The organism is Actinocatenispora thailandica, assembly GCF_016865425.1.
Taxonomy (GTDB): domain Bacteria; phylum Actinomycetota; class Actinomycetes; order Mycobacteriales; family Micromonosporaceae; genus Actinocatenispora; species Actinocatenispora thailandica.
This window is the reverse complement of record NZ_AP023355.1, coordinates 3,486,964-3,499,213: the sequence shown is the minus strand read 5'-3', so window position 1 is coordinate 3,499,213 and position 12,250 is coordinate 3,486,964. Positions and strand designations below refer to the sequence as shown.

Annotated in this window: 9 protein-coding genes and 1 pseudogene; 2 read left to right on the top strand and 8 right to left on the bottom strand. The window is 70.3% G+C overall.

Annotated features, from left to right (window positions below):
* Positions 1 to 3: 3 nt before the first annotated feature.
* From eccD to Athai_RS15485, 8 genes and pseudogenes are all read right to left on the bottom strand, one after another.
* Positions 4 to 1,416, bottom strand: coding sequence for a type VII secretion integral membrane protein EccD (gene eccD, locus Athai_RS15520; protein WP_203962132.1), 1,413 nt, complete (start codon positions 1,414 to 1,416; stop codon positions 4 to 6).
* 13 nt (positions 1,417 to 1,429) lie between these two features.
* Entirely contained in the window at positions 1,430 to 5,374 is a 3,945-nt protein-coding gene (gene eccCa / locus Athai_RS15515; protein WP_203962131.1) for a type VII secretion protein EccCa, read from the bottom strand.
* Positions 5,371 to 5,766, bottom strand: a complete 396-nt coding sequence (locus tag Athai_RS15510; protein WP_203962130.1) for a hypothetical protein — start codon at positions 5,764 to 5,766, stop codon at positions 5,371 to 5,373. The genes eccCa and Athai_RS15510 overlap by 4 nt, the downstream gene beginning before the upstream one ends.
* Complete coding sequence (locus Athai_RS15505) at positions 5,759 to 7,795, bottom strand: hypothetical protein (protein ID WP_203962129.1); 2,037 nt, start codon at positions 7,793 to 7,795, stop codon at positions 5,759 to 5,761. Before Athai_RS15505 ends, Athai_RS15510 begins: the two co-directional genes overlap by 8 nt.
* Positions 7,792 to 8,757 carry a hypothetical protein gene (locus Athai_RS15500; protein WP_203962128.1) on the bottom strand — a complete coding sequence of 322 codons (966 nt, stop codon included), beginning with the start codon at positions 8,755 to 8,757 and terminating at the stop codon, positions 7,792 to 7,794. The genes Athai_RS15505 and Athai_RS15500 overlap by 4 nt, the downstream gene beginning before the upstream one ends.
* Before the next feature lie 62 nt (positions 8,758 to 8,819).
* Positions 8,820 to 9,740, bottom strand: coding sequence for a hypothetical protein (locus Athai_RS15495; RefSeq protein WP_239157509.1), 921 nt, complete (start codon positions 9,738 to 9,740; stop codon positions 8,820 to 8,822).
* Positions 9,741 to 9,838: 98 nt separating this feature from the next.
* A pseudogene (locus Athai_RS34805) lies at positions 9,839 to 10,135 on the bottom strand (WXG100 family type VII secretion target); the annotation flags it as partial.
* A 44-nt stretch (positions 10,136 to 10,179) separates the two neighbouring features.
* Entirely contained in the window at positions 10,180 to 10,509 is a 330-nt protein-coding gene (locus tag Athai_RS15485) for a WXG100 family type VII secretion target (RefSeq protein WP_203962125.1), read from the bottom strand.
* Between the two features lie 331 nt (positions 10,510 to 10,840).
* On the opposite strand from Athai_RS15485, the gene Athai_RS15480 reads away from it, so the two are divergent.
* A complete protein-coding gene (locus Athai_RS15480) occupies positions 10,841 to 11,260 on the top strand; it encodes a YbaB/EbfC family nucleoid-associated protein (protein ID WP_239156959.1) in 420 nt (139 codons plus the stop codon).
* A gap of 61 nt (positions 11,261 to 11,321) precedes the next feature.
* On the top strand, positions 11,322 to 12,242 hold the full coding sequence (locus tag Athai_RS15475) for a WXG100 family type VII secretion target (RefSeq protein WP_203962124.1): 921 nt from the start codon (positions 11,322 to 11,324) through the stop codon (positions 12,240 to 12,242).
* Positions 12,243 to 12,250 lie beyond the last annotated feature (8 nt).

The window sequence follows — 12,250 nt, the reverse complement described above, 5'->3', positions numbered from 1 at the left end:
CGGCTACCCGAACAGCCCGCGGGCCCAGCCGTACAGGCCGAGCACCTGCGCGAGCACGGGCAGCACCGCGACCGCGGTGGCGACGTCGAGGAACCGGGCGGTGTACTCCCAGATCGGCAGCATCCGGCGCGGCCAGGGCCGCAGCGCCGACAGGATCAACGGCAGCACCAGAACGAACAGCAGGCTCAGCAGCAGCCAGCGGCCGGTCGACCCGGACGTCGCGGCGAGCCGCACGATCACCATCAGGCTGCCCACCACGCCGAAGAACACCAGCGCGCCGCGCTGCCAGACCCCCAGGAAGGTGCGCGCCCGCAGCAGCACCGAGACCGACAGCAGCAGCACGAACATCCAGCCGGACCAGCCGCCCACCCGCATGACGACGTGGCACAGCACCGGCGCCACCAGCGCGCCGCCGAGCAGCCCCACGGTCAGGTACGCATCGGCATCGCCGGTGCGCTGGTCGATGTGGGCCGCCGCATCGGGTTCGATGTCGTACGACATGTCCTCGCTGGTCTTCGGCAGCTGGGGGGCGCGCAACCCGGACAGCTTCACCGCCATCCGGGGTGCGAGTACGACCACGGCGAACAGCGCCAGGGTGACCAGCGCCGCGGCGTGCGGGGCGGTCAGGCCCGGGCCGAGCCACAACAACACCGTCACGGCGGTGACCACGCCGACGAAGCCGGGGATCACCAGCCCGGCCAGCGGGATGTGCGGGCCGAAGGTGCGCTCGGCGGTCAGCAACAGGACCGTCACCCCGATCACCGCCGCGGCGGCGGCCAGCAGCGGAGTACCACCGGCCGTGACCCGGCTGGCGTCACCGGCGATCCCGGCGGCGACGGCGATCGCCGCGAAACCGGCCGCGCCGTAGCCGAACAGCAACGCGAACGCACCGTCCCGCAGCGCGCGACCGCACACCAGCGCGGCCGCCAGATAGATCACCCCGACCACGATGCCGACGCCGACCTGCTGCCCGGTCGTTCCGTAGCCCACCAGCACCGCGGCGAGCGCGCCCGTGGCCACCAGCGACAGCAGCAGGAACAGGATCCGCCGGTACGCGGGGCGCCACCGGTCGGAGCGACGGTTGATGGCGTCGGCCACCCCGTCCGCGAGGTCGTCGTAGTCCAGGCTCGGCAGCGGATCCTCGGCGCGCCGCAGGTGCAGTTCCTCGCCCTCCAGCCAGTCCAGGCTGTCCGGGGTGCCGGTCGGCGGGAACGGCGACTGGCCCAGCCGCTGCAGCACCCAACCCGCGTCCGGCCTGCCATGCGCCGCCCGAAGCTGCGCGGGATCCACGGTGTGCTGCACCAGCAACGGCAGCAGCGCGGCCACCGTCGTGGTGACCGGTACGGCCAGGTCGATCCGACGATCGGGACCGGTCACGGTGATGCGGCACAGTTCTTCGCTCAACGTCGTACTCATCGGCGGCCTCCTCTCATACCACGAGTCCCGTCTGGATCAACCGGACGCCTCGCCGGGTCACCAGCTGGGCCCGGCCGGGCGGCAGCCGCCGTGGCGCCGCTTCGCCCAGGAACTTACCTTCCTCCCGGGGGTACGACAGCAGCGTGGCCGGCGTCCCCAGCTCCCACATCCGGCGGATCGCGGGCTCCATCACGCCGCGCATCGCACCCGAGGTACTGCGCGCGACGATCACGTGCAGGCCGATGTAGGTGGCCTGTGCCAGCAGCGGCAGGACCGGGTCCAGCACCGAGCCGGGCCGGCCGTGGCTCATCAGGTCGTAGTCGTCGACGATGACGAACAGTTCCGGACCGGTCCACCAGTCGCGTCGGCGCATCCGTTCCGACGAGATGTCCTCGCCGGGGATGCGCGGGTTCATCGAGACCGCGGTCTGCCCGGCCAGCTCGTACAGCTTGTCGCCGGTGAAACCGGAACCGACCTGGTAGTCCGCGGTGATGGCGGTGTCCAGGTCGCGCCGGGAGTCGCCGAGCACCACCTTCGCCTGCGCCGGGGTGTACCGGCGCTGGATGGCGCGCAGTACCAGCCGCAGGATGTTCGACTTGCCGGTCTCCGAATCGCCGAACACCAGCAGGTGCGGCGTGGTCGAGAAGTCGTGCCACACCGGCGCGAGCCGCCGTTCGTCCAGCCCGATGCAGACCTTGAACTCGGGCGTCGGCTCGGGCAGCTGTTCGACGGGCAGCTGGGTCGGCAGCATCCGCACCCCGGGCGCCGGGCGCCCGGGCCAGAAGGTACCGATCTCCTCCACGGTCGACTTGGTGGCCTCGGACAGGTCCTCGTTGGAGGAGCTGCCGTCCATCCGCGGCAGCGCGGTCAGGAAGTGCAGCCCGGCGGCGGTGAGGCCGCGGCCCGGCTGGTTGGGCACGGTGGCCGCCTGCCGGGAGGTCACCTCGGACTCCATCGGATCGGCCAACCGAAGTTCCAGCCTGGTACCGAGCATGTCCCGCAGCCAGGTGCGCATCTCCGACCAGCGGGTGGCCGACACCATCACGTGCACGCCGAAGGACAGCCCGCGCGAGACCAGCTCCTGGAACTTGCCGTCCAGATCCTCGAAGTCCTGCTTCATCGTGTACCAGCCGTCCACGACCAGGAACACGTGTCCGTGCGGATCCTCGATCTCACCGCGCGCTCGGGCCGCCAGGTACGCCGACATCGAGTCCAGGCCGTGCGCGGCGAAGATCTGCTCCCGGCGCTCCAGGACCTGCATGACCTCCTCGATGGTGCGCACCACCCGGTCGCGTTCCAGGCGGGTGGCGATCGAACCGACGTGTGGCAGCCCACCGATCGACGACAGCCCACCGCCGCCGAAGTCGAGGCCGTAGAACTGCACCTCGTCCGGCGTGTTGGTCAACGCCAGCGCCAGGATGATGGTGCGCAGCAGCGACGACTTGCCGCTCTGCGGTGCGCCGACGATACCGACATGGCCCTCGGCGCCGTCGAAGTTGAGCGTCAACAGTTCGCGCAGCTGGTCGGCGGGACGGTCCACCATGCCGACCGGCACCCGCAGCCGCCCCTGCGCCAGCGGGTCGCCGACGGTCATGCCCCGGGACGGATCCGGTACCACGCTGGGCAGCAGCGCATCCAGGCTCGGTGCCTCGGACAGCGGCGGCAACCACACCTGCCGGGCCGGCGGGCCGGAGTCGCGGAGCCGCTCCAGCAGCACGTCGACCAGGGTCGGTCCGGTCGCGCTGTCCGGGTCCGGCTCGGCCGGCGCCTCGGCCACCTCGACGGCGCGCTCCCGGGCCGGATCGTGCCGGACGTCGACCTGGCTGGTGACGAACGGGGACAGCCGGGCCGCGGTGTGCTCGACCTCCTCGGCGTTGCGCCCCGTCCCGGTGTACGGACCGGACACGTACGCGGACTTGAACCGCACCAGGTTGGTGGTGTCGATCTTCAGGTAGCCGTTGCCCGGCTCGGGCGGCAGCTCGTACGCGCTGCCGACCCCGATCACCGACCGCGACTCCATCGAGGAGAACGTCCGCAACGCCAGCCGGTACGACAGGTGGCCCTCCACCCGGTTGATCCGCCCCTCGTCCAGGCGCTGCGAGGCGAGCAGCAGGTGGACACCCAGCGAGCGACCGAGGCGCCCGATCGACACGAACAGGTCCATGAACTCCGGCTTGCTGGACAGCAGCTCGCTGAACTCGTCCACGATGATCAGCAGTACCGGGAACGGCACCAGCTGGGTACCGGCGGCACGCGCCTTCTCGTAGTCGTACAGCGAGGCGTAACCGCTGGCCCGCAACAGTTCCTGGCGCCGGGTCAGCTCACCGTTGAGCGCGTCCTGCATCCGGTCCACCAGCGGCAACTCGTCGGCGAGGTTGGTGATCACCGCCGAGGTGTGCGGCAGGTGATCCATGCCGAGGAACGTCGCGCCGCCCTTGAAGTCGACCAGTACCAGGTTGAGGATCTCGGACGAGTGGGTGGCGGTCAGCGCGCACACCAGGGTGCGCAGCAGCTCGCTCTTACCCGACCCCGTCGCACCGATGAGCAGGCCGTGCGGGCCCATGCCGCCCTGCGCGGACTCCTTCAGATCCAGCTCGATGACCTCGCCGCCGTCGGTGACCCCGATCGGTACCGCCAGGCGGTTGCGCTGCGGGCCGCGCTGATGCCACAGCGCGTCGACGTCGAAGGTGGCGGCGTCCCGGATCCCCAGCAACGTGGTCAGGTCGAAGTTCGCGTCCAGCGGCTCGTCCACCACGTCCAGCACGCCGCTGGTGCGCTTGGGGGAGATGATCCGCGCCAGCGTCTCGCACTCACCGACGCCGAGCGTGTCGATCTGCGCCGAGCCCACCCCCTCGCCGGCCGGGTACCGGACCTGGTCGGCGTCCACGGTCAGCCGCAGCACCTTCGGGCCGCCGGGCATCTGCCCGGTCAGGTCCAGCAGGACGACGTTGCGGATCCCGACCGTCAACAGCGGGGACTCGGCGGGCAGCGGGCTCCGGGCGACGACGACCACGAAGGGCTCGCTGGTGGTGGGCCGCGCCGACCTGTCGTGCTCGCCGCGCTCGGTGACCTCCGGCCCGAGCAGGTCCAGCAGCTCGTCGTGGCTGCTCGCGAACAGCCGTACCGGGCCGGCGGCGTCGAAGGCGGTCGGGTGCGCGTTGTGCGGCAGCCACTTGACCCAGTCGAACGCGTCGCGCTGGGCGACGTCTGCGAGTACCGCGACCCGCAGCTCGTCCGGCGCGTGGAACGTGACCAGGCCGGCCAGCATCGCCCGTACCAGGCCGACCGCCGGTTCGGCCTCGCCCTCGAACTCGATGCTGGTGAAGCTGCGCAGCCCCACCGAGGTGGGCACGTGCGAGACGGTCTTGTACGCCTCGGAGAACCGCCGCAGCGAGATCGTGGACAGCGGCTCCAGGTGGTCGATCGGTTTGGTTTCCGGCGGCAGGAATCGCAGCATGGCGTCCTGCCGGCCGAGCCCGATCCGGACCCGGCCGAAATCGTCCTGGCTGGGCCGTCGTTCCCACAGCCGGTCGCTCATCGCCAACGACCACAGCCGGTCCGGCTGCGGGTTGTTCCACAGCACCGCCTGGCGCTGCTGGTTCGCCGCCTCGCGTGCCTGCTGGCGGATCTGGGAGATGTAGCGCAGGAAGTCGCGCCGCTCGCCGTGCATCTTCCGCTTGCGGTCCGACGCGCTGCGGCCGATCTGCATCAGGCCCATGAACAGCATGCCGAACGCCATCCCGCCGCCGATGACGTACATCAACGGCGACCGCATGCTCATGCCGAACATCACCATCAGGCCACCGGTACTGAGGCCCATCGGTACGATCATCGCGAAGGAACGGAAGTCGAGCTGGGCCTCCTCGGCCATCAGCGGCGGCTCCTGCAGCTCGATCTGCCCCTCGGGCGCCTCCGGCCCGGCCGCGCGCGGCGGTCTCTTGACGGTGACGGTTCTCATCCGAGCTGGCCCGATCCCGCGCCCGCCCCGCTATCCCAGGCAGCGCTGTTGTTGCGCAGCAAACCGACCGAGTAGCGGTCGTCCCTGCGCGGCTTGGCCGGTGCCTCGTCGTCGGCCTCGTCGTCGTCACCGCCGAACGACGCCCCGCGGCGCTTGGCGTCGGCACGCTCGGACCGTTCCTGTTCCTCCCGGGCGAGCTGCTCGTCCATCTCGCGCTGCCGCTGGCGCATCAGCTCGAACCGCTCCGACAGCGTGTACTCCGGGCCACCGCAACGCAACGACGACATGAAGTCGGCGTCCAGGGGTACCGGCGTACCGGCCGCCGCGGCGGGCCGCCCGGGCTGCGCCCGCTTCCACCTGTTCAATTGCGGCGCCTCGGCCTCGTCAGTCATCCGCCCGTTCCTCCTGTCGCGTCCCGGTGCCGGTCAGCCACCAGGCGCCCTCGGCGTCGTCCCAGTCCGATCCGTCGTCGTCCTCGTCGGGCCGGACGACCGGGACGCGGTCCTGTGCCGCCGGCTGCTCACCGTCGCCGCCGGTCCAGCTCGATTCCGGCTCCCGCAGGGCGTCGCCGGACTCGGACTCGACCGGATCCTGCTCGCCCTCGTCTTCGTCGGCGGGTCGTACCGCCGGCACCGGCGCCACCGGGACTCCCGGCGCCGGCGCCACGGTCTCCGCCGCCGGCGTTACCGTCTCCGCCGGCGGCGGGCCGGGCATCGCCACCGACAACGTGACGCCGCCGGCCTCGGCCGCCGACGGCGCCGCCGGCGCCGGCGGCGCGGCACGGGCGCGCGGCGCAGTGGGCCGCGTCTCGGCCGCGCCGCCGGCAGCCACCGGTACGACGGGTACGGGCACGATCGCGGGAGCCCCGGTCGGTGCGCCCGCGACCTCGAGATCCGATCCGGGTTCCGGGCTGCTGTTGCCGGTTGCCGGCTGCCCCGCGTCAGGTCGGCCGGTGCCCCGCTCGCTGCCCGACCGGTCGCGTGGATCCGCCGTACCGGTCGGCTCCGGCGTCGCGGTCGGCGGCAGGCCAGCAGCCGTGTGCGTCGCGGCGCGATCGGCAGCGACCGGGTCGGTCGCAGGGCCAGCTGGCGCGGCCACATCGGCGGCGGGCGCCGTCGCCCCGTGCTCGGCGGCCGGCGGCTCGTCGAGCCCGGCGCCGCCCGGCGCGACTCCGGCCGGCGCGTCCGGCACGCCCGGAGCGACGTTCGTGCCGGACCAGACGTCCGGGTCACCGCCGATCAAGCCGGACGCGTCGGACGCGCCGGCCGCCCGGTCGGCCCTGCCGCCGCCACCGGTGGTGCCGCCGGCGGCCCCGGGCACCCCGGGAACGCCGTGCACCATCGGCACGCCGAGCGGCAGCCCGCCGCCGGTCGGTGCCTGCTCGGTGTTCTCGTCGGCGCGCAGGCCGGTGCCGCCGGCGTCGGCGCCGCCGGAGGTGTCGGGGAGGCCGACTGCGTCGATGTTGGGGGACCAGTCGTTGCCGTCGCCCTTGAGTAGGCCGGAGGAGTCGGGTGGTTCGACGGGCTTGCTGCCGCCGGGGCCGCCGCGGGCGCCGGGTGCCCCCGGGGCGCCGGGTGTCAGGGGTGTTTCGGTGGCGGCCGTGCCCGGTGGTTGCTGGGCGTGCAGTCCGGTGCCGCCGGCGTCGGCGCCGCCGGAGGTGTCGGGCAGGCCGATCCCGTCGATGTTGGGGGACCAGTCGTTGCCGTCGCCCTTGAGTAGGCCGGAGGAGTCGGGTGGTTCGACGGCTTTGCTGCCGCTGCCGGCGCCGGGGCCGCGGGAGCCGGGCATGCCGGGCATCATCGGCATGCCGGTGCCGTTGTTCTGCAGTCCGGTGCCGCCGGCGTCGGCGCCGCCGGAGGTGTCGGGGAGGCCGATCCCGTCGATGTTGGGGGACCAGTCGTTGCCGTCGCCCTTGAGTAGGCCGGAGGAGTCGGGTGGTTCGACGGCTTTGCTGCCGCTGCCGGCGCCGGGGCCGCGGGAGCCGGGCATGCCGGGCATCATCGGCATGTTGGTACCGGTCCCGCCGCCGGTTCCGCCGCCGGGCGCGGATGGCAGCACCGGCGCCGTGAACTTCGGCTGCCCGCCACTCCCGTACGGGCTGCTGCCACCGGGGGGCGAACCGACCGGCGGGATCTTTCCCGATCCGCCGCCCGAGCCACCGGAACTCGACGGCGGCGTCGGCACCTTCGGCGGCGCGTACGGCTGCACGTTCGGAACCGGCCCGACCGGCGGCACCTGGTACGGCTCGACCGGCGGGGTGGGAGTCGCGACCGGAGGGTTGCCACCCGAGGAACTCGGCGGCGCCCCCACCGGCGGCGGCTGGAAGTTGGGTCCGAACCGGTTTCCCGGGTTCGACGGGTCACCGTTGCCGGGCGGCCCCGACACCTGCGGCGGGGTGACGCTCGGCGTCCGCAGGTTCATGTTGCCGAGGGGCGGTGCCGGCGTCGTGACCGAGGGCGGGGCGTACTTGCCGCCCGGGGCGGGGTCGTCAGGTTGAACGGGGGCGGAGTCGTCACCTTGGGCGGTGGTGGTGCGGTGGTGATGTTCGGTGGTGGTGCGGTGGTGATCTTCGGTGGCGGCGGGGTCGTGACCTTGGGCGGTGGCTTCGGGGTCGTCAACGTCGGCGCCGGCGGGGTCGAGAGGGTCGGCGTCGGTTTCGTCACCCCCGGCGGGTCGTCCATGCCGCCGGAGTCGACCTTCGGCACCGTCGCGGTGTACTGGTCCGCCAGGGTCTCCGCGACCTGGAGCATCTGCTTGATCATCGGCTTGGCGTACTTGGACGAGCTGATCGTCACCAGGTCGTCGGAGTTGCTGTCGGTGCCGTGGTTGCTGGCGATCGTCGCCCAGGCGCGGTCCAGGTACTGGATCGTCTGCTGCGCCCAGGCCAGGTAGTTGGCGTCGGTGGTGAGCTGGTTGGGCAGCGACGCGCTCGAACCCATGCCAGCGCCGCCGGACAGTCGCTCCGCTTGGCGCCCGGCCCACTTGGACAGCGTCTTCATCTTGGCTCGGAAGGCGTCCGCGGCGTCGCCCTGCCAGGACTTCCCGTCCCCGGCGATGGCATCGGTCTGCTGGTCGATGAAGGTTTCCAGCCAGGTCAACGCGTCCATCGCGGTCTGGAACGCGCCGGCGGTGTCCATGATGCTCTGCGGGGACACCAGACTTGCCGCGTAGGCGGCGTCGTCGGAGGTGACCATCGCGGCGCCGCCCACGATCGCCGCTTCGATCTTCCGCCAGCTGTACCCGTCACCGGACGCCCACTGTTCGAGGTCGTTGGTGTTGCTGACGTCGATGTCGGTCGGCGGGTAGGTCCCCTTGTGCCCGAACGGGTCACCACGAAAATCCGAGCCGCTCGTCGAGTCGCTGTTGTTGCTGTCGCCAGACATGTGCAGAGACCCTTACCGTCGCAACGGTTCCGTCGTCGGGCACGAGCCCCCGGGACACCGGGTCACTTGTCGCCGCCCTTGCCGTCGCCGCTCCCACCGCTGCCGCTGCCGCTACCGCTGCCACCGCTCTCGGTACCGCCGTAGTCCTGGATGCCGTCGATGTCGGCGAACGGATCGGACATGAACTGGTTCAGCTCGTCTTCGGTCATGTCCTTGAACTTCTCGCCCTTCTTGCGGACGTTGGTCTCGTTGTCCTCGTATTCCTTGGCCATCGTGAGCAGCGCGTCGTGCAGCGTGAACAGGGTCATGTGGATCTGCCGCATCAGGCCCTGGGTGTCGCCGATCAGGCCGCCGTCATTGGGGCCGCTGCCGGCCAGTTTCTGGCGCAGGATCTCCGCCTTGGCGAACCGGCCCGGTTTGGGTTCGAGCTCGCCGAACTTGTTGTAGATGTCGTAGAATACGCCCTTGCCGTCGCCGGCGACGGTCCGCAACTGCTTGGCGAAGTACTTGATCGCGTCGGTGCTGACCACCATTTCGCCCTTGGCATTGTCACTGCCGCCCGTGTACGCCTTCGTGTCGGGCTTGTCGAAATCGCCGTCGTCCGGCGGCAGGTACTGCTTGTTCGGGTCGTACTTCGGGACGTCGACGTTGCTCGGGTCGGTCTGGTCGAACTGCTTGACGTAGTCGTTCCACTTGTCTGGCAGCTCGTCCTGATACCAATTCCAGAGTTCTTTGTAGTCTTTCAGCTCGCTGTCGCTGACATTGAGCTTGTCCCAGTGCACCTCCTGGTATGTCGACCGGTCCTTGCCGTTGGAGCCCTCGGTGGTCTCGGTGGCCTCGATCTGCTCGATGGCGGTCTCGGCCCAGCCGTTCGGATGCTTCTTGGTGTGCCCACCGATCTCGCCATTGTCGTAGTGGTCGTAGAGATGGAGAGCATCGATGGCATCATCGTTCTCGTAGCTGAAGTCGGTGTCGGAAGCCATGCGATTAGAGCCCTTCGAGCCGGCGGGATTCGGGGTACCGGAGCGCGGTCGCGGCGGGCCCGACCGGGCCCGCCGCGACCGGTTCGGTCAAGGTCAGCCCCGCGGACGTCGTTCCACAGCTTCGTGTGCCGCTGCTCCGTGGTGCCGTAGTTGTCCGAGATGTCCATCAGCACGAGCCGGGCCTGCTCGAAGTACGCGTTCATGTCGCCGGCGGACTTGTTCCACTGCGCCTTGGCGTCCCAGTAGGTTTCCTGCGCCGCGCCGGTCCAGTCCGCGAGGCTCTTCTCGACGCTGCTTTCCATGCTCTGCAGCGCGTCGCCGATCCTCTTGTTGATGGTCTGCATGTCATAGATCGTGGCGTCGGCCTGCGTGAAGTCGAAACGATAATCTGACATCGTTGTCACCTTTCTTGGGTTCCACCTGGATACCGCGATGTTGCTCAGACTCCGGGCAGCGGAGGAAGCGCGTCCATGAAGTTCTTCGCGGTGTTGCTCGCGGTGTCCTCGGCCTGGTGGTAACCCTTCGTGGTGGCGCCCATGACCTCCAGCATGCGAAGCAACTGGTTGATCACGTTCTTGAACGAGTTCTCCCAGTTGTCCATCGCCTGGTTGAACTGACCCGAGGCCTGGCCGGTCCAGCTCGCCTGCAACGTCGCCATCTGGTTGTTGACGCTTTGCAGGTGGCTATTGAATTCGTCGGCCGTTTGCGCGAACGTGTTGGCAGCCGATCGCATGCCCTCTTCAACGGTATTGACCGTTGGCATCGTCATGACGAACGTTCCTCTCGTGTGGCTGGGGCGCGTGGTGCTTCAGGCGCGGCTGGCTGGAACGGCGGGCCGAAGCCCCGAGCGGCGACAGCGGTCGCGCGCGCGAAACGCGCCCACCGGTCACGGTGCATGACAGCACAAGGTCTGGGGTGGAAGCAACCTTCTCGCATATAATGCCCTGATCCACGTTGCCTGTGTAACTTTCCAACATGCGGCCGTGTTGCGCGGTGGATCCGGTCGGGTACTCTTGCGAACGCTGTCGTTAGGTGACGTCGTGACCGGGCGTTTTGTGGACTGCGGGTTACGCGGAGGTTACTCCGAGAGGAGTGGGCACGTGCAGCTCGACGATCATGTGGCGAAACTGTTCGCCGAATACGAGCACGAGCGCAGCAGCCTCGGTGAACTCCAGGAGCGCATGCGTGCCCTCAGCGCCTCGGCGACGTCCCCGCGGCGCGAGGTGACGGTCACCGTCGGCCAAAGCGGCGTGTTGACCGATCTGCAGTTTCCCACCGGCGCCTACAAGCGAATGCCGCCCGCGGAGCTGAGCGCCGTCATCCTGCGTACCTTCCTCGAAGCCAAGGACAGCGTGCTGGCCAAGGCGGCGGAGATTCTGGCGCCGATCGTGCCGGCCGGCATCGACCCGGCCAAGCTGGCGCGCGGCGAAGCCGGCGTCGACATGTTCCTTCCCGAAGAGGGCCCGAGGATGACCAGCGAGGTGCGTTCGATGCTCGGCCTCACGCCGGATCAACCATGAGCGGGCGAATCCCGCGCGGCGCCCACCCCGGGGCTGCCGGGTGGCCGGAAAGGCGACGTCCATGAGTGAGAATCCATCCGGCTCGCTGTGGGTGAATCCCGAAGGCGTGACCAAGGTCGGCAATGCCTACCAACAACAGATCGCGCTGTACGAGACCCATCTTCACCGGTTGGAGAGCCTGCGCGAACGGTACCGGTCGGCATGGGGCGACGACTCGATGGGAAAGCAGTTCCAGGAGCAGTTCGACCCTCTGATCGACACGCTCAAAGGCATGATCACCGGCGTCATCGGCACCCTGGAGTTCACCGCGAAGGGACTGCGCACCGCCGGGGAGTCGTACCGTCGGGCCGACGAGGACGCCGCCACTGGAAGCAGGAAGCTGAACGCGGAGTTCAGCCGGGCACTGGTCCCGAGCGACCCGCCGGCATCGATCGAGGGCAGCGAGGCGGAGAAGGTGCGGCTCGCCGACCGGGTCGAGCTGACGCCGCTGCGGAAGACCGAGAGCGTGCCCGCCTCGTGGCGTGCCGCCGAGCCGCCGCACGCGCTGGAGGCCCGGCGGGCGGAGCTGCGATCCCGCGAGCACGTGGTGCGTAGGGAGCAGGGCGAGACGATCGAGGGCACCGTCCACCCTCTCGAACCGACGGTGTCGTTCCGGCGTGACCGGGAGTCCCTCCTGCCGCTCCGGGCAACGAGGTCGACCGTCTTCGTGCGGAACACCCGCGCCCCGGAAGGGGAGAGCGTGCTCGGCCGTGAACCCAGCCGGCTGCGATACGGCGTGCGCATTCCGGAGCGCCCGGTCCTGGCGCTCCGCCCCGGCGTCCTGCTCTCCCGGGAGGCACCGCACTCCGAACTGCCCGAGCGGGTCGCGTTCCGGCCCGCCGAACTCGACGTCGTCAGGTCCCGCAGCATCGAGGGCGAGCCGACGCAGGCGGAGACGTTCCGCCGGCTCGTCGAGCCGATCCCGGGCGAGCCGCGAGACTGACCGCGGGT